General features: G+C 66.2%; 22 protein-coding genes and 1 pseudogene. 12 read left to right on the top strand and 11 right to left on the bottom strand.

Annotated features, from left to right (window positions below; all coding sequences use genetic code 11):
* Nucleotides 1-2 precede the first annotated feature (2 nt).
* The 4 genes from QGN30_RS18990 to QGN30_RS19005 are packed head-to-tail and all read right to left on the bottom strand — an operon-like array spanning nt 3 to nt 1,586.
* Complete coding sequence (locus QGN30_RS18990; RefSeq protein WP_009953781.1) at nt 3-149, bottom strand: hypothetical protein; 147 nt, start codon at nt 147-149, stop codon at nt 3-5.
* A 36-nt stretch (nt 150-185) separates the two neighbouring features.
* Nucleotides 186-512 (bottom strand): hypothetical protein, encoded by a 327-nt coding sequence (locus tag QGN30_RS18995; protein ID WP_009953780.1) that lies wholly within the window; start codon nt 510-512, stop codon nt 186-188.
* Nucleotides 513-537: 25 nt separating this feature from the next.
* Complete coding sequence (locus QGN30_RS19000; RefSeq protein ID WP_009953779.1) at nt 538-978, bottom strand: pyridoxamine 5'-phosphate oxidase family protein; 441 nt, start codon at nt 976-978, stop codon at nt 538-540.
* On the bottom strand, nt 975-1,586 hold the full coding sequence (locus QGN30_RS19005) for a TetR/AcrR family transcriptional regulator (RefSeq protein WP_009953778.1): 612 nt from the start codon (nt 1,584-1,586) through the stop codon (nt 975-977). The genes QGN30_RS19000 and QGN30_RS19005 overlap by 4 nt, the downstream gene beginning before the upstream one ends.
* A 147-nt stretch (nt 1,587-1,733) precedes the next feature.
* On the opposite strand from QGN30_RS19005, the gene QGN30_RS19010 reads away from it, so the two are divergent.
* Complete coding sequence (locus tag QGN30_RS19010) at nt 1,734-2,963, top strand: amidohydrolase family protein (protein ID WP_009953777.1); 1,230 nt, start codon at nt 1,734-1,736, stop codon at nt 2,961-2,963.
* A gap of 98 nt (nt 2,964-3,061) precedes the next feature.
* Nucleotides 3,062-4,003 carry a class I SAM-dependent methyltransferase gene (locus QGN30_RS19015; RefSeq protein ID WP_009953775.1) on the top strand — a complete coding sequence of 314 codons (942 nt, stop codon included), beginning with the start codon at nt 3,062-3,064 and terminating at the stop codon, nt 4,001-4,003.
* A gap of 45 nt (nt 4,004-4,048) precedes the next feature.
* Here the strand turns inward: QGN30_RS19015 and QGN30_RS19020 are convergent, their stop codons facing one another.
* The 3 genes from QGN30_RS19020 to QGN30_RS19030 form a co-directional block, all read right to left on the bottom strand.
* The gene (locus QGN30_RS19020; protein WP_009953774.1) at nt 4,049-4,780 is read right to left on the bottom strand and encodes a spirocyclase AveC family protein; all 732 of its coding nucleotides are present in this window, start codon (nt 4,778-4,780) and stop codon (nt 4,049-4,051) included.
* 69 nt (nt 4,781-4,849) lie between these two features.
* Complete coding sequence (locus QGN30_RS19025; protein ID WP_009953773.1) at nt 4,850-5,152, bottom strand: hypothetical protein; 303 nt, start codon at nt 5,150-5,152, stop codon at nt 4,850-4,852.
* A gap of 33 nt (nt 5,153-5,185) precedes the next feature.
* A complete protein-coding gene (locus QGN30_RS19030) occupies nt 5,186-6,685 on the bottom strand; it encodes a class I adenylate-forming enzyme family protein (RefSeq protein ID WP_014379521.1) in 1,500 nt (499 codons plus the stop codon).
* A gap of 174 nt (nt 6,686-6,859) precedes the next feature.
* Here QGN30_RS19030 and QGN30_RS19035 point away from each other — a divergent pair, with 174 nt between their 5' ends.
* The 7 genes and pseudogenes from QGN30_RS19035 to QGN30_RS19065 all read left to right on the top strand — a co-directional run bounded on the left by QGN30_RS19035 (nt 6,860) and on the right by QGN30_RS19065 (nt 15,217).
* Entirely contained in the window at nt 6,860-8,014 is a 1,155-nt protein-coding gene (locus tag QGN30_RS19035) for a thiolase family protein (RefSeq protein WP_009953771.1), read from the top strand.
* Nucleotides 8,015-8,040: 26 nt separating this feature from the next.
* Nucleotides 8,041-9,261, top strand: coding sequence for a cytochrome P450 (locus tag QGN30_RS19040; RefSeq protein ID WP_009953770.1), 1,221 nt, complete (start codon nt 8,041-8,043; stop codon nt 9,259-9,261).
* A 25-nt stretch (nt 9,262-9,286) separates the two neighbouring features.
* A complete protein-coding gene (locus QGN30_RS19045) occupies nt 9,287-10,777 on the top strand; it encodes a class I adenylate-forming enzyme family protein (protein WP_009953768.1) in 1,491 nt (496 codons plus the stop codon).
* Nucleotides 10,774-11,829 (top strand): annotated as a pseudogene (locus QGN30_RS19050) (acyl-CoA dehydrogenase family protein); the annotation flags it as partial. The gene QGN30_RS19045 and the pseudogene QGN30_RS19050, both read left to right, overlap by 4 nt.
* Before the next feature lie 126 nt (nt 11,830-11,955).
* Nucleotides 11,956-13,092 (top strand): acyl-CoA dehydrogenase family protein, encoded by a 1,137-nt coding sequence (locus QGN30_RS19055; protein ID WP_036390527.1) that lies wholly within the window; start codon nt 11,956-11,958, stop codon nt 13,090-13,092.
* Complete coding sequence (locus tag QGN30_RS19060) at nt 13,089-14,291, top strand: acetyl-CoA hydrolase/transferase C-terminal domain-containing protein (RefSeq protein ID WP_014382030.1); 1,203 nt, start codon at nt 13,089-13,091, stop codon at nt 14,289-14,291. Before QGN30_RS19055 ends, QGN30_RS19060 begins: the two co-directional genes overlap by 4 nt.
* A gap of 14 nt (nt 14,292-14,305) precedes the next feature.
* Nucleotides 14,306-15,217 (top strand): SDR family NAD(P)-dependent oxidoreductase, encoded by a 912-nt coding sequence (locus tag QGN30_RS19065; protein ID WP_009953764.1) that lies wholly within the window; start codon nt 14,306-14,308, stop codon nt 15,215-15,217.
* Between the two features lie 8 nt (nt 15,218-15,225).
* On the opposite strand, the gene QGN30_RS19070 is transcribed toward QGN30_RS19065, so the two are convergent.
* Genes QGN30_RS19070 through QGN30_RS19085 form a run of 4 tightly spaced genes read right to left on the bottom strand, consistent with a single transcriptional unit; the run spans nt 15,226 to nt 19,678 of the window.
* On the bottom strand, nt 15,226-15,960 hold the full coding sequence (locus QGN30_RS19070; RefSeq protein WP_009953763.1) for an SDR family NAD(P)-dependent oxidoreductase: 735 nt from the start codon (nt 15,958-15,960) through the stop codon (nt 15,226-15,228).
* A 57-nt stretch (nt 15,961-16,017) separates the two neighbouring features.
* On the bottom strand, nt 16,018-16,977 hold the full coding sequence (locus QGN30_RS19075) for a VOC family protein (protein WP_009953762.1): 960 nt from the start codon (nt 16,975-16,977) through the stop codon (nt 16,018-16,020).
* Nucleotides 16,977-18,188, bottom strand: coding sequence for a CaiB/BaiF CoA transferase family protein (locus tag QGN30_RS19080; RefSeq protein WP_009953761.1), 1,212 nt, complete (start codon nt 18,186-18,188; stop codon nt 16,977-16,979). The genes QGN30_RS19075 and QGN30_RS19080 overlap by 1 nt, the downstream gene beginning before the upstream one ends.
* Nucleotides 18,185-19,678: an aldehyde dehydrogenase family protein gene (locus QGN30_RS19085; protein ID WP_014382029.1), complete on the bottom strand. Its 1,494-nt coding sequence runs from the start codon at nt 19,676-19,678 to the stop codon at nt 18,185-18,187. Before QGN30_RS19085 ends, QGN30_RS19080 begins: the two co-directional genes overlap by 4 nt.
* Before the next feature lie 115 nt (nt 19,679-19,793).
* Here QGN30_RS19085 and QGN30_RS19090 point away from each other — a divergent pair, with 115 nt between their 5' ends.
* The 3 genes from QGN30_RS19090 to QGN30_RS19100 are packed head-to-tail and all read left to right on the top strand — an operon-like array spanning nt 19,794 to nt 23,168.
* On the top strand, nt 19,794-20,999 hold the full coding sequence (locus QGN30_RS19090) for an acyl-CoA dehydrogenase family protein (RefSeq protein WP_014379518.1): 1,206 nt from the start codon (nt 19,794-19,796) through the stop codon (nt 20,997-20,999).
* On the top strand, nt 20,996-22,015 hold the full coding sequence (locus QGN30_RS19095) for an acyl-CoA dehydrogenase family protein (RefSeq protein WP_014379517.1): 1,020 nt from the start codon (nt 20,996-20,998) through the stop codon (nt 22,013-22,015). Before QGN30_RS19090 ends, QGN30_RS19095 begins: the two co-directional genes overlap by 4 nt.
* 10 nt (nt 22,016-22,025) lie before the next feature.
* A complete protein-coding gene (locus QGN30_RS19100) occupies nt 22,026-23,168 on the top strand; it encodes an acyl-CoA dehydrogenase family protein (RefSeq protein ID WP_009953756.1) in 1,143 nt (380 codons plus the stop codon).
* Nucleotides 23,169-23,180: the final 12 nt, after the last annotated feature.

Raw genomic sequence — 23,180 nt, forward strand, 5'->3', positions numbered from 1 at the left:
CGTCAGCGCGGGCCCGGCGTCGCGTCACCCAGCTCGTCGGGTTGAGCGGGAGGTGTGGCCGACTTCGGCCTGGTCGCGCCGTCAACCTCGTCGATGTCCTCGAGGGACGCCTCGTCGGTGATCGGTTGGCTGGTATCGAATCCTGACATGGCTACTGAATAGCCAGAATCCCGGCGCTCAATCCTCTAAGCGTTGGCGAACGAGAACGTCCGTGTGCGGCTAACCGTCAGCGTGGTCACGTGATTCGCTGCGGGTGGCCAGATCACTGTTCCCTGCGAAATCACACCGCGAATGTCCCGATAGGCGGTGAAGGTGTCAGCCACCACGCACGCCTGGATTTCAGCGCGTTGTGCGGCCTCACGATTCACACCGTCAACGATGACGGCGATTGTGGCGGAATCGAAGTCGACCACCCGCGCCGGTAGCGCCAGCAACTGGCCGTCGGTGTCGACGACACAGATCGCGCCGGACGGCCCTTGCGCCAAAAACTCGGCTAGTTCGTCCTCGGCCATCGCAATCGGGCCGGAGCTGCGCGGATTAGGCACGTCGATCGGGGAGATCGGCTGCGCGGATCTGGTTGAGCTTCAGGCCGATGAAGCACCGCTTGCCGCTGAGGAGGCGGTCGCGGACGTTCGTCACGACCGCCTCCGGCACGCGTTGATCCGGTGAGCTTTCGCCGATGAGTTCGTCGACCTCGGCTGCGGACGGTTGGTAGACGGACGCATGACCGCAAACAGAGACCCAACCCTCGTGGTCGCCGACCAAGCAGGCGACCTCGGGAGCGGAGCGCAGGTGTCGGACCTTGGCGCTCTTGGCGTAGGTGGCGAAGTAGAGGCAGCGGGTGGCGGAGCGATAGGCGACCGAACGCATGGCGTAGCCGATCGGACGTCCGGCGCCATCGCGGCAGAAGAGAAACACGCGGTGGTGGGCATGGAGGAGCTCGATGACGTCCGGCGCGTCGAGCGACAGCGGGGTCACGACGCGAGAGGCGTTGCCATCGCGACGATCATCTCCGCGACCACCGCGATCATCTCGTCGCGGTCGACGGCCACGGTCTGCCGGTGCACCGTGTGCCAGGCGCGGTCCAGCAGCCCCATCACCGCGACGCCGATGACGTCTGGCGAGTGTGTGCCGTTTCCGGCAATCGCCTGGCCAAGCTTCCACGACGCCCGAGTCACCATGCGGTTGCGGGAGTTTCGGAAATCGTCGTCGTCGGGCGCCGACTGCGCCGAAGCGAGTACGAACGCACCGTGGTGATCCATGTAGTCGAAGTAATGACCGACCCAGGCCCGGATGTCGGCTGGGCCGAACGCTGCGTCGGCCTCGGCCCATTCCCCGATGACGGCTAGGGCTTCGCGGTAGGCGTTCTTGCCGAGGACGTTGAAGATCTCGCGCTTGTCTTTGAAGTAGGTGTAGAAGCCGGCCCGAGAGATGCCACACGCCTCAGTGATCGCATTGATCGGCGTGCCTGCGTAGCCGCGTTCCAGAAACAGACGGCGACTGGCGTTCAGGATCGCCGCGCGGGTGCGTTCACCGCGGGTGGGGTCCGATTCCCGTTCGGCGGCCGAAGCCGAGGTCACCGTCATGCGGCGACTTTATATGACAGTGTCGTCAACTGCAATCAATGCACCTATTAGACGAATCATGACGTGGAATCGTCTGAACTTGACACAAGTGTCAAGTTAGGCGAAGCTCATAGCCAAGCCCAAAGTCGAATAGCGAGAGGCACCACGATGACGCAGTTCACCGACGCACCGATCTTCGATGCCGATCAGCACATGTATGAGACCCCCGATGCGCTGACGAAATATCTGCCGAAGGAGTTCCAGCCCAAGGTGCAGTTCGTCCAGATCGGCAGGCACACCCGCATCGCGATCCTGAACAAGATCACCGACTACATGCCGAACCCGACGTTCGAACGGGTCGCGGCCCCCGGCGCGCACGAGAAGTTCTACTCGGGTCAGAACCCCGAGGGCCTGTCGATGCGAGAGATGTCCGGCCGCGGCATCGACACCCCCCCGGGAGCGCGCAACCCCGAAGACCGAATTGCCGAACTCGACCGCCAGGGCGTCGACGCGTGCCTGAACTACCCCACGCTGGCCAATCTGGTCGAGCATTCGGCCGCCGAGGATCCCGACCTGACCGTGGCGATCATCCATGCGCTGAACCAATGGATGCTGGAGCACTGGGGGTTCAGCCATGCCAACCGCGTCTACTCGACACCGGTACTCACCCTGGGACTCGTGGACGAAGCGCGTCGCGAACTCGAGTACATCCTCGACAACGGCGCCAAGGTCGCGCTGATCAAGCCGGCGCCGGTGAATGGCTACAAGGGGTGGCGCTCCCCCGCGCTTCCCGAGTTCGACCCGTTCTGGCGCGACGTCGAGGACGCAGGTCTGCCAATCGTGTTGCACGCCAGCCAACCTCCGCTGCAGGAGTACATCGACAGGTGGGAGCCGCCGTCGACCAGCAGCGCGTTCGAGATGTCGGCGTTCAAGTGGACCGCGCTGGGCCACCGAGAGATCGCCGACATGTTGACCAGCCTGATCTGCCACGGCACGTTGACCCGATTCCCGAAGCTGCGGATCGCCAGCGTCGAGAACGGCAGCGCGTGGATCAAGCCGCTGTTCGACGACCTGCAGTCGACATACGGCAAGATGCCGCAGAATTTCCCCGAGCATCCGCACGACGTGTTCCGACGCAACATCTGGGTCAGCCCGTTCTGGGAGGGTTCCGTGGCCGACGTCGTGCAGACCGTCGGATGGGACAAGGTGATGTTCGGCTCGGATTGGCCGCATCCCGAAGGCTTGGCGGAGCCGAAGCGCTATTGGCAGTACGCCGAGGGTATGGACGAGCGTCGCACCTATGACTTCATGGGTGACAACGCCCGTCGCTTCATGGGGCTGCCGATCGCCAACCCCGACCCGGAGGCCGTCAAGCCCCCGCAATTGGCGAACGCCTGAGGTACACGCAGCGCTAATGGTCCATTTAGTAAGCACGGCTAACTTTTCGGGTAGGCTCGGAATAGCTCGTTTCGCCGAGAGCCACGAAAGGGACCGTGATGGCCAGAACCGACAATGACACGTGGGACATCAATGAGAGCGTCGGCGCTACCGCGTTAGGGGTTGCCGGCGGGCGGGCCGCGGAGACCAGAAGCGCCGATCCGCTGATCAGCGATCCCTACGCAAAACTGTTCCTCGAAGCGGCCGGCGACGGCATCTGGCGGGTTTATCTGGACGATGAGTTACCGGCCGAATTGGTCGGTGCCGATCCACAATTCGAGGACCGGATGCAGGCGATGCTGGGCTATACGGCGTGCCGGACGAAGTTCTTCGACGACTACTTTCTGGCGGCGGCCGGCGAAGGTATCCGGCAGATCGTGATCCTGGCGGCCGGTCTGGACTCACGCGCCTGGCGACTCGCCTGGCCGGCTGGGTGTGTGGTCTACGAGATCGATCAGCCGAAGGTGCTGGAATTCAAGATCGGCACCTTGAAATCGCATGCGGTCGACCCGATCGCTTCTCATGTCAGCGTCGGCATCGACCTCCGTCTGGATTGGCCGAAGGCACTGGCGCAGGCCGGGTTTGACGCGTCGGCCCCGACGGCGTGGTCGGCGGAAGGGCTGTTGCCTTATCTAACAGCCGATGCCCAGGGCCTGTTGTTCGATCGAATCCAGTCGCTCAGCGCTCCCGGGAGCCGTGTCGCGGTCGAAGCGTTCACCAACGAGTTCTTCAGCCCAGAGAGTTTCGCGCGCCGCGAGGAGCAGACGGAACGCTACCGACAGGCCGCAATCAGGCTGGGCGGCAAAGACATTACCGAGTCTGGCAACCTGCTCTATGAAGAAGAGCGAACCGAGGTCGTCGACTGGCTGCAAGCGCATGGCTGGACTGTCACCGCTGCGACGAGCGCAGAGGATCTGATGGCCGCAAGCAACCGAGCCGTCCCGGCAGGCCTCGATGCCGCCGTCCCGGAAAGCGTGTTCATCGAAGGCCGGCTGCGCTGAGGTGACCGTGATTGGCGATCCACGCATCGATCGCCTGCTCGGACGTCACGGGTTGGGCACCCAGGGATGGTCTGGGAAGAACAGGATGCGCGCGATCACTAGCGGGAGGGTCAGGAACACCGCGTACAGGACGTTCATCCCGACGATCCAGGCGACGACCTGGCGTGCGCGCTGCGCCCAGCTGGTGATGACGGGTCGCACGCCCAGCATCCGCTCGAACCACGTGCGCCCGGCGACGTCGCGCCGGTCGAGGCTGGCGACCACTGCGACGGCGAAGATGGCCAGCGGGACACCTTGATAGATCAGCTGCAGACCACCCTTGTGGGTGTGGATGGTCGGTCCGATCGATTCCAGGTACTGGAACCAGTTCGTCACGTAGGAAACTCCGTCCGCCGTCACGAAGTTCCAGAGGATGAACGGAACGAACACGGTGATCGCCAGGGCGGCAAGGTAGTTCGCTGAGGGATAGCGACGCCGGAACCATCGGAACAGGTTCAACACGGCTGCGAATCCGCCGGCAAAGAACCAGCCGTAGCCGGCCAGCACGTACACCGGTTTGTTGGGGGTGGTGTACGGGGTCTTTCCCCAGGGCAGCAGCGCCAGATCCGGGTTGTAGTACAGGTAAGCACCCCAGTCGGCGTAGAACTCCTGCCACCACATGGTGAAGCACCCGATGAACAGCAGCGCAGCCGTGTCGGGCCGGCCATTCTTGCGCCAGCGGTAGAGCAGGAACACGGCCACCAGGCCGAAGGCGATCCACCCGCCAACCTCCACCATCCACGGGACGTTCGACGGAGGTAACGGCCCAGCGGCGTACGCGCCGCGGCCTAGATGTGTCATTGTCTATCAGTCGCTCGCCGGCAGCGGCTTGGCTTCCTTGAGCACCAGCGGCGTCGTCCCGACGCTGAGTGAACCGGCGCCGGCCTTGGTGACCAGCACCTCGGCGTCGCCGTCGTCGACGTACCGCTTGCCCATCGTGCTGCCGTCGGCGAAGGCTGGGTCGGGCGCGGCGTCGGCAGGCCGCTCGGCGTCCAGCGGCAGCATGGGCCGGCCCCCGCAACGCAGATCGTCCAGGCTCTCAGCGGCTTTGACGACGATCACCTGGGTGTCACACACCTGGCTCTGCATGCGCGTGCCGTTCTTGATCATGTCGGACTCCTTGTTGTTGTCTGGGAGACGGATTCAGTGCTCGGCTGCCGCCGGCTTGAGGTCTTCGAGGATCTCCCGGCGCAGCACCTTGCCGGTCGGCGTGGTCGGCAGCTCATCCCGGAACACGATGCGGTCCGGCGTGCGGGACCCGCGCAGCTTGCTGCGGGCGAACTCGCGCAACTGCTCAGGTGCCGGCGCGGTGTCTGACTCGGGCACGATCACCGCTACGATGGCCTGCCCCCACTCGGCGTCATCCAGCCCGACGACGACAACCTCGCGGACATCGGGGTGCTCAATGAGCACGTCCTCGACCTCCGACGGGGCGATATTCTCGCCGCCGCGGATGATGGTGTCGTCGGACCGCCCTCCGATGAACAGGTAGCCATCCTCATCCAGCATCGCGACGTCCCTGGTCGCGAACCAGCCCTGCGCATCGAGCACCGAACCGATCTCGGTGTAACGGCCCGAGACCTGAGGGCCGCGAACGAACAGCTCACCCGTCTCGCCCGGCCCTAGCACGGTGCCGTCCTCCGCGCGAATCTGCACCTCGATGCCGGGGACCGGTCGACCGACCGAAGTCAGTCGACGGGCGACGGCGTCGTCTCGCGCCTCGTGGGCCAGGCGATGGTCCTCGGGTGTGAGCACCGCAATGGTCGAACTGGTCTCGGTCAGCCCGTAGGCGTTGACGAAGCCGACCTGCGGTAGCAGGTCGAGCGCCCTTCGGACCAGGGGTCGCGCCACCTTCGATCCGCCGTACGCGAAGTTGCGCAGCGTCGGAAGCTCGGCAGACTGCTGCTCGAGGACCGCCACGATGCGGGACAGCATGGTCGGCACCACCGTTGCGGTGGTGACCCGCTCGTCGCGGACCAGTCGAACCCATTCGTGCGGATCGAACCGGCGCAGGTACACGATCGCCCGTCCGGCATACAGGTTTGACAATGCGGCCCCGACCCCCGCGATGTGATATGGCGGGACGCACACCAGCGCCGCATCGGCGGGATCGGCGGAACCGAATTCGACAGTGCCGGTGACATAACTGGTCAGGTTGTTGTGAGTCAGCTCAACGGCTTTGGGCCGCGACGTGGTACCCGAGGTGAACAACACGACCGCCACGTCGTCGGGGTCGGCGAAGACCGAGACGGGCTCGGTGGATCGCGCGGTCTCGATGAACTCGTCGGACGTCATCACCGGCTGGCCGAAACCGGCCACGATATCGCGGTACTCGGCGTCGACCACGACCAACGGCGAGGCCAGCCGATCGATGAGTTCGCGCAGCCCCTCTGGACTCAGCCGATAATTCAGTGGCGTGAACGCCGTGTTCGCGCGCGCCGAAGAGAACAGCAGCAGCGGGAGTAGTGCTCCGCCGGTGCCGACGTAAGCGACATGGGATGCCCCGGATGCGGCGATAACACCTGCACCGCCGTCGGCGAGCTCGCCGAGGTCGGCAGTGGTCAATCGAATGTCGCCGTCCACCACGGCAACCCGGCCGGGATCACCCGACGCCGCCATCTCCAGCAGCAACGAAATACTCAACGCCCCTCAGCCCTCACCTGCGAGTTGATGCCCTAACGCCGTTAGTGCGTAGCGACCCGATTCTAGACCCGCACCGACTAATCAGATATATAGTTATAGGCTTAGTGGTATCTGAGTCAACGCGCGCTCCCGTCGACGGCGGGTTCGACAGTGACGCATGCTGAAGGGAACACAATGAGCAGCAGGCCCGAGATCGCCATCATCGGTGTCGGCCTTCACCCGTTCGGGCGGTACGAGGACCGGTCGGCACTGGAGATGGGCGCCGTGGCGATCAGCAGGGCACTGCGCGATGCCGGGGTGGCGTGGTCCGACGTGGGCAGCCTGTATGCGGGCAGCCTCGAGGTGGCCAATCCCGAGGCGGTGACGGGGTTGGCAGGGATGACTGGCCTCCCGGCGCGGGCCACGTTGAGCGGCTGCGCGACCGGAAACTCGCTGTTGACCCTCGCCGCGCGAGACGTCCAACTCGGCGAAGCCGACATTGCGGTCGGGGTCGGGCTGGACAAGCACCCGCGCGGCGCCTTCGGCGCCGACCCGTCGGTATCGGGGTTGCCGCAGTGGTACGGCGATCAGGGCATGTTCCTGACCACGCATTACTTCGGCACCAAGATCATGCGCTACATGCACGATCACGGCATCACCGAGGAGACCCTGGCCCGCGTTGCCGCCAAGAACTTCGACAACGGCGCGCTGGCGCCGCATGCATGGCGCCGCAAGCCGATGAGCGTCGACGCGATCCTGAGCTCTCCGGTCGTGAACGCACCGCTGCGTCAATACATGTACTGCAACCCGAACGAAGGCGCTGCCGCCGTCGTGGTGTGCCGGGCCGATAAAGCCAAGCAGTACACCGACTCTCCGATCTACCTGCGCTCCACCGCGCTGCGCAGCCGCCGCGAAGGCGCCTACGAACTGCTGCGTACCTCGATCGAGCTGCCGATCGTGCCCGGCACCACCGCCGAGGCCGCCCGCGCCGCCTACGAGCTGGCCGGGATAGGTCCCGAGGACGTCGACGTCGCGCAATTGCAGGACACCGACTCGGGTTCCGAGATCATCCACATGGCCGAGACGGGGCTGTGCAAGGACGGCGAACAGGAGGCGCTGCTCGCTGACGGCGCCACCAAGATCGGCGGACGGCTGCCTATCAACACCGACGGCGGCCTGCTGGCGAACGGCGAACCGGTCGGCGCGTCCGGCCTACGTCAGGTCTACGAGCTGGTCCAGCAGTTGCGTGGCATCGCGGGTGACCGTCAGGTGCCGAACGATCCGCAGGTCGGGCTGGCCCAGCTGTACGGGGCACCCGGAACCGCAGCCGTCGCCATCTTGTCCAAGTAGCCGCCATCCCGAAGGGAGTACTGCCGATGACCGACACCCAGGCGGAATCGCGCCCGCGCGCCGAGGTCGACCTCGACCACCACTCGCCCGAGTTTCGCGATGACCCCTACGGCCGGTTCCGTGAGATGCGCGAATCAGGCTGTCCAGTAGCACATTCCGAGCACTACGAAGGCTTCTGGGCGCTGGTCGACTACGCATCGGTTTTCGAAGCGGCCCGCGACGACGACCTGTTCAACTCTTTCCCCTCGGTCGGTGTGCCCGCCAGTGAGCTGCCCTTGCCGATCCTGCCGATCGAGTCGGATCCTCCCGAGACCCAGGAGTTGCGCGAGGTCACCCTCAAGCGGTTCTCGCCGGGTTCGGCGGAACGGTTTCGTGAGTCAGCCATCGAGATGACCAATGAGGCGATCGACGCCTTCATCGAGCGCGGTGAGTGTGACCTGGTCGGTGAGCTTACGACGCCGCTGCCGGCGCGGTTGATCTTGCGGCTGTTGAACTTCGACGAGTCGCGGTTCATGGACTGGGTCGGCTGGGTGCACACCACCGTGCACGACCGTGCCCATGACCCGGAGAAGGCCGGAATCGCGGGGATGGAGATGTTCGGCGAGATCGTCAAGCACATGGAGCAGCGTCGGGCCGAGGGACTCGGTGATGACCTGTTCAGCGACATCCTGCGCGGGACGCTGAACGGCGAACCGCTCGACGATGGCCAGATCACCATGTACACCGTGCTGATGATGCTCGGTGGTATGGACACCACCAGTGGCTTCACCGCCAATGTGCTGTTGCGGCTGTGCAAGGACGCCGAGCTGCGCGCCAAGTTCACCGCTGATCCGAGCCTGGTGAAGAAGTCCACCGATGAGCTGCTGCGCCTGTACACGCCGACGCTCGGCCTGGCGCGCACCGTCTCGCGCGACGCCGACTTTCACGGCCAACACCTGTGCCAGGGCGACCGGGCGATCCTGATGTGGGCTGCGGCGAACCGTGACCCCGCAATGTTCGAGAACCCCGACGAACTCGACCTCGATCGCCCAAATGCCAAGAAGCACATGGCTTTCGGTGTGGGCATGCACCGCTGCCTTGGCTCGCACTATGCCAAGCTGATGTTCGACGTGATGATCACCCAGGTGCTCAAGCGGCTACCCGACTTCGAGTTGGCCGGTGAGGCGAAACTGTTCGAGGACGCGGGCGAGGTGTACGCCGTGCGCGAACTGCCGGTCAGTTTCACGCCCGGGCCGCGGGTGGGCTGACGGCCGGCCGGGACGGGAGAACGCGGTGACGGCTGGCACCATCGCCGGGCTGCTGGACGAGTGTGCCGCCGGCCGGCCGGATCGTCCGCTGCTGCGCGACGTCGACGGCGAGACACTCACCGTGTCGCGGGTCGCCGGACTGGCTTCGGCTGCCGCGGGATGGCTGGCGGATGCCGGTGTACGTCCCGGCATGACGGTCGCCTGGCAGCTACCCTCACACGTCAACGCGGCGGTGGTGATGCTGGCGCTGGCCCGCATGCCCGTTGTGCAGGCCCCGGTGTTACACCTCTATCGGTGCCGCGAGGTGTGCGCGGCGGTCGACGTCGCGCGCGCTGACATCCTGCTGGTTGATGAGTCGACGGCCGCCAATGCCGCACCAGGGCTACCGACAATCACGTTGCCTGCCGACCTTGTCCGCCGACTCCAGACGTCACCGGCCACAAGCGCCGAGTACGAAGCGCTCCCCTCCGCAACGGAGCCGCGCTGGGTGTACTTCACGTCGGGCACCACCGGCCGCCCGAAAGCCGTCCGCCACTCCGACGCCACCTTGCTCAGCGCCGCCCGCGGTTATGTCGCGCATCTCGGCGTGGGCAGCCATCCGCGGGAAGTCGGCACGATCGCCTTTCCCATCGCACACATCGGCGGCATGGTCTACCTCGCGACCGCTCTGTTCGGCGACTTTCCCGTGGTGCTCATCCCCAAAGTTTCCGCAGCCGACCTGCCCCGGGTGCTCGCCGAACATCAGGTGACGGTGACCGGAGCGAGCACCGCGTTCTACCAGATGCTGCTGGCCGCCCAGATGGCCGCGCCGACAACCGAATTGCTGGTGCCGTCGCTGCGGATGCTGATCGGCGGGGGTGCCCCGTGTCCGCCCGAGGTGCACAAGCAGGTGCGTGAACACCTACGCGTACCCGTCGTGCATGCCTACGGAATGACCGAGGCGCCGATGATCTGCGTCAGCGAGGCCACCGACACCGACGAACAACTGGCCAACAGCGCCGGCCGGCCCATCCCTGGATCACAGGTGCGGATCGGGGCGAACGGCGAGATCGAGTTGCGCGGCGCCAACCTGACACCGGGATATCTGCAGCACGACCAGTGGGCCGACGCGCTCACCGCCGACGGGTGGTTCCGCAGCGGCGACCGGGGCCACCTTCGCCCGGACGGGCGCATCGTGGTCACCGGCCGCACCAAGGATTTGATCATTCGCAAGGGCGAGAACGTTGCCCCTGACGAGATCGAGAACGAACTGCTGGCCCACCCCCTGGTTGACGAAATCGCCGTGCTCGGCCAGCCCGACGAACTGCGCGGCGAGTTGGTATGCGCGGTCGTGCGTCGTTCGCCACGCCATCGCGCCGTCACCCTCGATGAACTCTGCACGTTCCTCGACCAACGCGGGCTGATGAAGCAGAAGTGGCCCGAGCGGCTCGTCCTCGTCGACGAGTTCCCGCTGACAGGGCTCGGCAAGGTCGCCAAGTCCGAGCTGGCCCGGCAGATCGCAGGAGGAACCCGATGACGGCGTTGTCCGCTGACGAGCGTCAGGAACTCGCGCAATCGGTGCGCTCCGCCTGTGAGCGACTGGCATCCGAGGACCGAGTGCGCGCCGTCGCATACGCCGAGGGCAACCGCGGCGGCGGAGACGGGCATTCCGGCTTCGACACGGTGCTGTGGGACGTGCTGTGCAACCAGGTGGGGGTGGCCGGCATCGCGCTGCCCGAACACCTGGGCGGCGCAGGTTACGGAGTGTCCGCGCTGGGTGTGGTCGCCCACGAACTCGGCCGCGCGCTGGCCCCGGTGCCGTTCGTCAGTTCCACGGTGCTGGCCACCGGCCTGCTGCTCGACCTGACCGAGCGCGACCCGGATGCGGACAAGCGACTCACCGGGCTCATCGAAGGTCGCCGCACCGCCGCCGCAGCCCTTACCGGCGACGGCGGGTTGTGGCGACGGTCCGCGGTGACCCTGCGAGCAGCTCGCGCCGGGGATGATTGGAACATCGACGGCACGGTACGCCACGTGCTGGGCGGCTCCGTTGCCGACGACCTCGTCGTGGTCGCCATCGACGAAGATGGCGAGCCGGCGGTGTTCCTGCTCGACCCGACTATCGACAGCGTCGTCGCGAAGGCCGAACGCGTGCTCGACCGCACCAGGCCGATGGCCACCATCACGCTGAGCTCGGCGCCGGCGCTGCGGCTGTCCGGCGACGCACCCCTTGGCGACGTCGTCGACCGCAACGTCGACATTGCGCTGGCGGTGCTCTCGGCCGAACAGGTCGGCGCCTGCGAGCGAGTGCTCGAGATCGCCACCGACTATGCCCGCACGCGTGAGCAGTTCGGACGGCAGATCGGCAGCTTTCAGGCCATCAAGCACAAGTGCGCCGACATGCTGGTCGATCTCGAGTGGGCGCGCTCGGCCTCACAGGCGGCCCTGGAAGCTCTCGACGATCCGGACTCCGCGGCCGTCGGCGAAGCGGGCTGGCGGGCGAGCATGGCCAAGGCGGTCTGCTCAGAGGCGCTGCGCAACGCGACTAAGGCAAACGTCCAGATTCACGGCGGCATCGGCTTTACCTGGGAGGATTCCGCACACCTGTACTTCCGGCGCGCCCGCACGGACGAGGTGCTCCTCGGCGCCCCGGGCCAGCACTGGGACCGGCTATCGACGCTGGACCCGTCGACTCAGCCGCCGGCTTCGCCAGAAGTGACGAAAGAGCTCAACGATGTCGACGCCCTACGCGCGGAGATCCGCTCTTTCCTGGACAACGCACCCAGGCCGGCCGGCCTCCGGAACTACGGGCCCACTCCCACCGCGGACGACGTCGAAGCCGGCCGGGTCTGGCACCGCTACCTGGCCGACCACGGCTACGCGTGTCTGCACTGGCCGCGCGAGTTCGGCGGTGCCGCAGCAACAGTGACGTACCAGGCCGTCTTCGCCGAGGAGTGCGCGCGAGCCGAAGTGCCCCGTCAGCTCAACATCACCGGCGCTGACCTGGTCGGACCGGTGCTGATCAAGTTCGGCAGCCAGGAACAGAAGGATCGCTACCTGGAGCCGATCAGGCTGGGCGACGATGTCTGGTGTCAGCTCTTCTCCGAGCCTGGCGCCGGGTCAGACCTCGCCGGTGTGCGTACCCGTGCCGAGCGCACCACGACCGGCTGGCGGATCGATGGTCAGAAGGTGTGGAGTTCGGCGGCCGCCTCGGCCCGCTTCGGGCTGCTGCTCGCCCGCACCGGCCCGGACAAGCACCGTGACTTGTCGATGTTCGTTGTGCCCATGGATATCCCGGGGGTGACGGTGCGCCCACTGACCCAGATGGACGGTGAGAGCAAATTCAACGAAGTCTTCTTCGACGGCGCCGAGCTCGACGAAGACGCCCTGATCGGTGAAGTCGGTCAGGGCTGGACAGTGGCGATGGTGACGCTGGGCCGTGAGCGCCTGACGTTGGGTTCGCAGGCCGTATCGATGTTCCGGTTGCACGAGCGCATGGTCGATGCGGCCCGTGACCACGACCTGCTCGACCCGGTGCTGTCCAGGTCGATGACCCGATTGTGGGCCAGGATGTGGCTGCTGCGGTTCACCTGGCAGCGCGCCATCGACTCGGGTGACCTGACGTCGCCGGCCTTCTCGGTACTCAAGCTGATGACCTCGGAAACCGATCAGGACCTGGGTGACATGGCCACCGAGGTGCTCGGTACCGACGCGTGCACCGACCCCGAGGAGGACGGCCTGGTGCACCACATGCTGATCGGTCGAGCGCAGACTATCCTGGGCGGAACCAGCGAGATTCAGCGCAACATCCTCGGCGAGCGAGTGCTCGGACTTCCCAAAGAACCGCGATGACAGCGGGTTTGAACCCTTTGACCAGGGTCGACTTCACCGCCGCGTTGCGCGCTGCGCTGCGCCCCGGAATGACGGTTGCCCTCGGCGACGGAGTTGGCGCGCTGGGCTGCCTTGACGACGGCGGCTCGGTCGGCGCGGCGCTGAGCGCCGCGGCCAGGGAGGTCGGCTCGGTGCGGCTGGTACTGGGCTGGCTGCCCGCCCCGATCGACGGCCTCGACGCAGACGCGTTCGGTGAGGTGGTTGCGTTGATGCCCGGGTGGGGTGTGCGTGAGGTGCTGCGCAGCCCGAAGGCGCGGTTCCTGCCGACGCGGCTGGCGGCGATTCCCGCCCTGCTGGCCGATGTGCTGCGGCCCGACGTGCTGCTCACCCGGCTGGTCCGCCGGGATGGCTTGCTGCACTTCAGCACCGAGGTGTCCTGGCAGCGCGCGGTAACCGACAGCGGGACAAGGACTCTCGCGATCATCGACACCTCGGCGCCCGCAGCGGCTGCCGAGCCTGGACTCGGCCCGCCGGGCCTCGAGGTACTTGGCACTGTGCGGGGCGGCCCACTACGAGTACCGCAGCGCGAGCCCGAGCCGATCCACGAGGCGCTCGCCGATGCGGTATTGCGGTTGCTGCCAGAGGGCGCCCGGATCCAGTACGGGCCCGGCCAGCTCGGCACCGCACTGCTGCGACAGGCACAGGTACCGTTGTATATCGACACCGGGCTACTCACCGACGCCGTCGTCGACTTGGACCGGCGCGGCCTGTTGGCGGGCACTCCGTCGGCGACGTATCTGCTGGGCAGCGACGCGCTCTACGACTGGGCCGACGGGCGCCGGATCCTGCGCGGACTCGACTACACCCACGACCTCACCCGGCTGTCGCGCGGGTCACCGCTGGTCGCAGTGAACACCGCCATCGAGATCGACCTATACGGGCAGATCAACGTCGAAGGCTTGGGCGACAAGGTAATCGGTGGCATCGGCGGCCACCCCGACTATTGCGCCGCCGCGAGGATGAGCCGCGGCGGTCTGTCGATCATCGCCGTTCCGACTCAGCTGAACGGACGCTCACCGCTCGTCGAGCAGCTCAGCCGTCCCGCCTCCACGCCCGCCCATGACGTGGACGTCATCGTTACCGAGTCCGGATACGTCGACCTGCGCGCAGCAGACTGGTCGCAACGCCGGCAACTCATCACCGAATTGTTCTCGAAGTGAAGGGGCTAACGAGCATGCCTGAAGGTCCACTGACCGGCAAGGTCGTTTTGGTGACGGGCGGCGGCCGGGGAATCGGCCGAGCCCACTGCCTCGAGTTGGCCAAGCAGGGTGCGGCCGTCGTGGTGAACGATCCAGGTGTCGGCAGGGATGGCTCAAGCAGTGACGAGGAAGGTCCCGCGGCGGACGTCGTCGCCGAGATCGAGGCGTCCGGCGGCAAGGCCGTCGCGCACACGGGTTCGGTGTCGGCGTGGGACGACGTCGCCGACATGATCTCCACCGCCATCGACACTTTCGGTTGCCTGACCGGAGTGGTGAACAACGCGGGCATCCTGCGCGATTCCATGGTGGCCGCCTCCAGTGAGGCCGATTGGGACGCCGTCATCGCCGTACATCTCAAAGGTACCTTCGCGGTCACCCGACATGCCTGCGAGTACTGGCGCGCTCAGTTCAAGGCAGGCAACCCGATTGACGCGCACGTCGTCAATACGGTGTCCGGCGCGGGCTTGTGGGGCAATGTCGGGCAGAGCGCTTACGGCGCGGCCAAGGCCGCGATCGCCAACCTGACGCTCGTCACCGCGATGGAGGCACAACGTTACGGTGTTGCAGTCAATGCGATCTCGCCACTGGCGATGTCGCGAATGACCGCCGATGTCTTCGGCGCCCGGGCTGACGATCCCGCGCTGGATCCCGCCCGCAGCTCCGCTGTGGTGGCCTGGCTGCAATCGGCGCAGTCGTCGTGGCTCACCGGGCAGATCCTGCGTATCAACGGCGACAAGCTGACCCGCATCGAGGGCTTTACCGAGGCTCCTGGCGCCTACCACGCCAAAGACGGTTTCTCCCTAGCCTTTTCGGAGATCGGACAGGCCGTCAGCTGGCTCTACGGCACTTCGCCCCGCGGGCTGGCCGGGCCGCTGCCGACGGCCTGAGTTCGTTACTAGGGCGCGCCACCGTCGGCGTAGATGGTCTGGCCGGTGACGAACGCGCAGACGTCCGACAGCAGGAAGGCGATCAGAGCGCCGATCTCATCGGGCTGTCCGGGGCGCCCGAGCGCGGCGTCGAACCCGAAATCCTCCACCAGTGCCCGCTCGAGGGCCTCGTCGTAGGGATAGCCCTTGCTTTCGGCGACGTATCCCCGGATGGCATGCAGCGCATCGGTTTCCACGGCGCCGGGGGCTACGCTGTTCGCCCGGATGCCCGATTTGCCATGGGTGCGCGCGATTCCGCGGGTGAAGGTGGCAACGGCCGCCTTCAGGCTGGCGTAGGGCAGCCGGGGCTCGTGCGGCGAGCGCGCCGAGTACGCGGCGGTGGTCACGATCGCGCCTCCGTTGACCGCGAGGTGTGGCAGTGCCGCCTGCACGCTGCGGACGGTGGCTAGCAAGACGTCGTGAAACGCGGCGTCCCAGGCGGCGTCGTCGGAGTCGATCGGCATCATTCCGGCGGTGCCCATAGTGACCGCGATGCCGTCGAGCCTGCCGAGAAGCCGCACTGCCTCGTCGACCGCGGCCACTGCCGCTCCGGGCTGACTCACGTCGAAGACCAGGTCATGCGCCGAGGCCGCACCCGCTGCGGCGACTTCTTCCGCGGCGTTCTTTCCTCGCTGTGGGTCGCGCCCGACCACGACGACCGACGCACCCTCGCGAGCCAGCGCCCGCGCTGCCGCCAGTCCCATACCCGCCGTCCCGCCGACGACGACATAACCCTTGCCGCGCACTCCCAGGTCCAACGCTCAACCCCTTTCCACGGCCGGACTGAAGTACTTCAGCGGCCGCTCGACGAATTCGAATACCACTCCGTCGGGCGAACGCAGGAAGGAGATATACAGCCCCTCGATCTTTGTCCCCGGCAACGGGCACCACACCGGATCACCCATGGTTTCAACGGAATTCGGGACCAACGCCATTGCCGCCTCGGTGTTTTCCACCCGCAGCGCGCAGCGGTACAGCCCTTGATGGTTCCCGCCCCACGGCACCGGGTCCACGTCACGGGTGTCGGGATGTTCCACAATGGTGAGGCTGAACTGATGGGCGTCCTCAGGAAGCGCGTAGCGCGACACCGCGCATTTGACGGCATCGGGTGACCCGTCAGGCGTGAGTTGGTCGCCGGCCACCTCGACTTGAGTCAGCGCCTGCACCTGAGTGAAACCGATCGCGGCAAGGAACTCTCCGGTGGCCACTGCGTCGATGGCGGCGAGGCGGATTCCGGCGAACACCGCCCCCGGCTTATCGCTCGGGGCTTCGGTGAGCTCGATGACCGCTCCGTCGGGGTCGACCGCGAGAACCGATTTAGAGCCGGAGATCAGGCCGTCGACCGGCCCGCCCACGGTGATGCCGGCCTCACGCAACGCTATGACGGTTGCATCGAGATCGGCCACTGTCAGCAGCGTTGACCGGATGCCGGGACGAGTCGGGTCACTGTTCGGATCGGCTTTCAGCGCCGGGTTGTGAAACTCGATGGCCTCCAAAGCGCAGCCGGCGCGGCCGCCTCGCGAATCGTAGAGAAACGATGTCTCGCAAAACGTTTCGTCGCCGTCGATGCCGAGGATGCTGCCGTCGGTCGGAACTTTGGGATCGGTGCGCATTCGCGCCGCCAGTCCAAGCTGCCCGACATAGAGCGCCTCGGTGGCGTCCAGCGATGCGCAGTTGAGATTGACGTGCAGGAACCGTCGCGCGAGTTCCTCGGAACCCACTACAGCACAACCGAATTGATTTTGAATTCGATGATCTCTTCTTCGCTGAAGCCCAACTCGGCCAACAGCGCGTCGGTGTGCTCACCGTGGCCCGGCGCACACGTCAGGTCCAGCGGAGCCTCGTCGAACTGCACGGGGCTGGCAGCCAGCGCGAACTCGTTGTCGTTCGCATCGGTGACCCTTGGCAGATACCCGTTCGCGATCACCTGCGGGTCACTGTGCACCTCATGCGCGGTGTGCATGACGTCCCACACCCCGTCGAAACCAGCAAATGCCTTCTCCCAGTGCGAGAGATCTTGGGACTCGAACGCGCTGCGCAACTCGCCGATACACTCCTGACGGTTGCCGAACCGCACGACCGCATTGGCGAACCGTTCGTCCTCGATCAGATCGGTGCGGCCCAGCCGGGTGCAGAAGTCCGCCCAGAATCGGTCGGCCTGCAGCAGCACGAAGGCGATGAACCGGTTGTCGCGGGTCTTGTAGATGCTGGCCACCGGGTTGGGCATCTCGTCGAGGTTGAACTTCGGGATGTCCTGACCGGTGACGCCTGATCCGACGATGTCCGGACCCAACTGCCAGATCGCGGCGTTGAGCAGCGACACGTCGACCACCGACGGTTCGCCGGTGCGCTCGCGCTTCACCAGGGCCGCGGCGATTCCGCCCGCGATCGCCAGCCCACCATAGGAGTCGCCGAATGCCGGTCGCTGAATCGGCGGGTAGGTGCCGTCGCCGGCCGAATAGGCATCGCCGATGCCGCCGCGCGCCCAGTAGGCGGCCAGGTCGAAGCCGCCCTGCGAGGCGAGGTCGCCACGGGTGCCGTAGCCGTGGCCGCGGGCATAGATGATCTTGGGGTTGCGCGCCCGCACCTGCTCGACGTCAATCCCCATCCGCTGGCGCGAATCCGGCAGCAGATTCGTGACAAAGACGTCGGCGGTTTCGAGCAGCTTCATCAGCAGCTCGAGCCCGTCCGGGGTCGAGGTGTCCAGCCCAATGCTGCGCTTGCCGCGGTTCGGTTGCTCGATGAAGTGATTCACTCCCCCTGCGCCGGTGACGATCCCGGAGCTGATCAGGCCACGCTGCGGGTCACCGGTCTCGGGGTGCTCGATTTTGATGACGTCGGCACCCCAATCGGCGAGCACGGCGCCCGCGGCCGGAACGAATGTCCACGCCGCCAGCTCAACGACGCGTATTCCGCTGAGGATGTCGCTCACAGGGGGTATCCGATCGTCTTGGTCTGTAGATGCTGCTCGAAGCCCTCGATGCCGTTCTGCCTGCCGATACCGCTCATCTTGTAGCCACCGAAGGGGGCGTCGGCGCCGTAGTACATGCCACTGTTGATCATCAGTGAGCCGGTGCGGATGCGGCGGGCGACGGCCATGGCGCGCTCGTCGGAGCCCATGATGCCGCCGGCCAGGCCGTAGGTGGAGTTGTTGGCCAACTCGACGGCGCCGTCGTCACCTCCGTCGTACGGCGTGATGGACAGCACCGGCCCGAACACTTCCTCCTGGAAGATCGTGTGGTCCGGTGCGACGTCGGCAACGACGGTCGGTGCCACGAAGTATCCGCGGTCCAGGCCGTCGGGAACTCCGCCGCCCGTGGTGACGCGGCCTCCGTCACGCTTGGCTATCTCGATGTAGTTCAGCACCCGGGCCTGTTGCTTGGCCGAGACCAGCGGCCCGCAGAAGGTATTCGGGTCCGCAGGGTCGCCGACGGCCAGGGAGCCAAATGTCGCGGAGGCGACCTCGACGGCCTGGTCGTAATGGGAACGCGGGACGAGCATCCGGGTGGCCAGCGCACACCCCTGCCCGGAATGCATCAGTGCGCCGATACAGCCGGGCAGCGCCGTGTCCATGTCGGCATCATCGAGCACCAGGTACACCGACTTGCCGCCGAGCTCGAGCATGTTGCGCTTCATGGTGTCGGCCGAGAGCCGCTGGATGACTTTGCCGACAGCTGTTGATCCGGTGAAGGAGACCATGTCAATCCGCGGGTCGGTGGCGAGCACCTGGGCGATGTCGTTGTCCGACGCCGGGACGATGTTGACGACACCGGCCGGGATGTCAGTCTTCTCGGCGATGATCCGGCCCCACCGCAGGGCGCTCCACGGCGTCTCCATGGCCGGCTTGAGCACCATCGTGTTGCCGGTGGCCAGGATCTGGCCCACCTTGTTGCTGATGATCTCGAACGGGAAATTCCACGGCGTGATCGCGCCGACGACACCCATCGGCTCCTTGACCACGACGCGGTTGTACGGCACGCCCATCTTCGCGTCCTGATCGAGCATCCGCTCCCATTGGAAGGTCGAGATCAGCTGGGCCGGCCACCGGATGGCGTCGGCCAGCGGCCATCCCATCTGTGCGATGTGGGTCATCCCCACCGTCGCACCGACCTCGGCGATCAGCTCGGCGCGGATGTCTTCGGCTTCCTCCTGCAGCGCGTCGTGCAACTGCATCAGGCAGCGTTGACGGAACTCGTGGTTGGTGGACCAGTCGGTGGAGTCGAAGGCACGCCGGGCAGCGGCGATGGCCTCCTCCATGTCTTCGGCGCTGGCGTCGGTGGCGAGGCCGAGCACTTCTTCGTTAGCCGGATTGATGTTGTCGACGGTCTTACCGGTCGACGAATCCCGCAACCGGCCGTCGATAAAAAGCCTGGCCTCGGGATTGAACTGGACAGTTGTAGCGGCGACCGGTGAAGCCGTCATTGGCGCTCCCTCTCGCAGAGTTGTCGGCGTGGGGCTAGTGTACCTTGTTATAGATAACTGTTTAGCGGATTCAGCTCCGGCTGGCGAGACGCGAGAACCAACGGAAGGGCAGCAGTTGTCCGCCCCTGTCGATAGCGCCCTGCATAGCGGTCGCCACCCCGAATACCTGTCCAGCATCGCGGCGTACCGCGAGGACTTCCGACGTTACCTGCGTAATTTGAAGACAGCCGACGAGTGGCGCGCGGCCGCGTTCACCAGCGCCGAGGACGGACTTGCGCGCGACGCCACGGTGATGGCCACTCTGAACGCCGACGGCTGGAACCGGTACGGCTGGCCGGAGGCCGCGGGTGGGTTGGGCGGCAACGAGATTCACCGTGCGGTGTACTACGAGGAACTCGGCCGCGCGATGCTGCCCATTCCGGCCCAACACTGGACGCTGGAGACCCTCGGCCCCGCTCTGTTGAAGTTCGCTCCCGGTCTGGCCGCGGCGTATCTGCCGGGTTACCTCAGCGGCGTCGAGTGGTGGGGCCAAAGTTTCTCAGAACCCGAGTCGGGCAGCGACCTGGCCAGCCTGCGCACCCGCGCGGTCGACGACGGGGCCGGGGGGTTCGTCGTCAACGGTCAGAAGATCTGGACCAGCCAAGGGCCCACCGCGACGCGCCTGTTGGCGTTGGTCCGGACCGGAACCCCCGAGAGCCGACACCGCGGGCTGACGATGATCATGGTCGACGCCGACGCACCGGGCGTCACCATTCGTCCGATCGCGCTGGCCAGCGGACGCCGCGAACTCGCCGAAGTGTTCTTCGACGACGTCCGGGTCGACGGTGAGCGGGTCGTCGGCGACGTCGGCGGCGGCTGGGCCGTGGCGATGCATCTGATGCAGTACGAACGCGGCATGTACGGCTACGCGGTGCTCAACAAGGTGCTCACCGAATTGGGTCGATTGCGTGAGCACATGGTGACCGCCGGCGCTACCGACGCGCAACGCCGGCGCTTCGCCAGGGTGTATGTCGACGTGGCGGCCGCCCAGGCACGCACTGCCACCACCGTGCGCCGATTGGCCGCGGGCGAGGCGGTCGGTGCCGATAGCAGCATCGACAAGCTGCTGTTCGGCCGCGCCGAGAAGGAGGTCAACGACCTCATCCTGGAAATCGAGCGAGAGCACCTGATCGCCGGCACAGGCCGTGGCGGCGCGGAACTGGACACCGCGCGGGCCGAGTGGTGGTACTCGCGGGCCGCCACGGTGATGGGTGGCACCGCCGAAGTGCAGCGCGGCATCATCGCCGACCACCTGCTCGGGCTGCCCAAGGAGAAACGATGAGGAAGGCGCCGGTGCCCGACGAGTCATGGCAGATGGTCGAAGAGGCGGTGTTTCGCCTCTTCGAGGAACTGGCGGGTAAGAACGCCGGTGAGCACCTGGCAATCGGTGGGCGGCTGGCCGAGTTGGGCTGGTCGGAGATCGAGGCCGAGTACCCCGTCCAGGCGGGTGAGCTGTTGTTCCGCGCGCAAGGCAGATCGCTGGCCCTGACGGACTGCTTGGACCGCATCATGTTGGCCGAACTGGCCGGAGTGCTCGACGGTTCCGCAGCTCACGTGCTGCTGCCCGACCTCGCCACCGGAAGTGTGGCGGGTTCCGATGCTGAGCGGGTCTCGGGCATCATGCTGGGACCGCCGGAGGGCCGGATCGTGGTCCCGGTAGTCGGACCGAGGAACACCGTTTCGGTGGCCGTTGTGGACGCATCGCGGCTCAACGGCCAGCGGCTGGACACCTTTGACGTGTCGACGCATTGGACCCGAGTGAGCGGATCAATCGACACCCCGCTGGTCGAGGCCTCCACCGAATGGAAGAACGCCGTCACCGCAGCCCGTCGGGCGCTGGCCACCGAACTGGTGGAACTGGCCGAGCGGGCGCTGCGCATCGCCGTCGACCACGTCAGCGTGCGCGTCCAGTTCGGCGCACCGATCGGGTCATTCCAATCGCCGCGGCATGCACTGGCCGATGCCTCGGCGGTGCTGGCAGGCGCGCGGGCGCTGCTGGGCGAGTCATGGCGAGACGGCGGCGAACTGTTGGCGCTGGCCGCCAAGGCCGCCGCGGGCCGGGCACACCGCGCCGTCAGCGACGTGGCACTGCAGGTGTGCGGTGCGATCGGACTGACCGCCGAGCACGATCTGCACCGCTACGTCACTCGAGGATTCCAGATCGACGCGCTCTGCGGGTCACACGACCAGCTCGAAGGGCTGCTCGCGGAGCGGCTCTTCGAGGACTCCGACGAGGGCTGGGCCACCGGCCGCGCGCTGCCCGCCGTCGTCACGTGGGCCGACGAGACAGCCGAGTAGAGGGAAGTACATGCGCCGCAACATTTTCGAGGAGATCCACGACGAGTTCCGGGCCACCGCCAGGAGCTTCTTCGAGCGCGAATGCGTGCCCAACGTCGAGAAGTGGGAACGCGACGGCAAGGTGAGCCGTGAGGCCTGGCTGGCCGCAGGCGAACACGGATTGATCGGCTGGGAGTTCGACGAAAAGTACGGCGGGCTCGGCGTCAAGGACTTCCGGTTCAATCAGATCGTCTCCGAGGAGATGTTCCTTACCGGCTCGGTCGGCATCGGCCTCGGCGTGCAGAACGACATCCTGGTGCCGTACCTGAACGATCTGACCACCGAGGAGCAGAAGGAACGCTGGCTGCCCAAGTTTGTCTCCGGCGAGTACATCGGGTCCATCGCGATGTCCGAACCCGCGGCCGGGTCCGACCTGGCCGGCATCAAGACCACCGCGCGCGACGAGGGCGACCACTGGGTGGTCAACGGCCAGAAGACCTTTATCAGCAACGGCCTGCTGTCCAAGCTGGTGCTGACGGCCGTGAAGACCGATCCGTCGGCGCGGCACAAGGGCATCAGCCTGCTGATGATCGAGGACGGGATGGAGGGTTTCACCCGTGGCCGCAAGCTCGACAAAATCGGCCAATACTCCGCCGACACCGCGGAATTGTTCTTCGAGGATGTCAAGGTGCCCAAGGAGAACCTGGTGGGAGAGCTCAACCGCGGCTTCTACCATCTGGTCTCCAACCTGCCCAGCGAGCGGGTCGGCGTAGCCTGCTACGCGCTGCCGGCCGCCCGCCGTGCGCTCGACCTGACCAAGGCCTACGCGCTGGAGCGCACCGCGTTTGGGCAGCCCATCGGCAAGTTTCAGGTCAATAGGCACTTCCTGGCCGAAATGCAGACCAAGCTCGACGCCGCTCAGACCTACCTCGACCAATGCGTGCTCTCGGTCAACGACGGCACCCTGAGCGATCAGGACGCCGCCGGGCTGAAGTGGTGGACCTCGGAAGTCCAGTGGGAGATCATCGACCGCTGCCTGCAGCTGCACGGCGGCTACGGCTATATCAACGAGTACGAAGTAGCCAGACTCTGGCGGGACTCGCGGGTGCAGCGGCTCTATGCGGGCACCACTGAGATCATGAAGGACCTCATGGGACGGGCCATGGGGTACTAAGGGTGAGTTTGC

It is taken from the genome of Mycobacterium sp. 3-98, assembly GCF_035918355.1.
Lineage (GTDB): Bacteria > Actinomycetota > Actinomycetes > Mycobacteriales > Mycobacteriaceae > Mycobacterium > Mycobacterium intracellulare.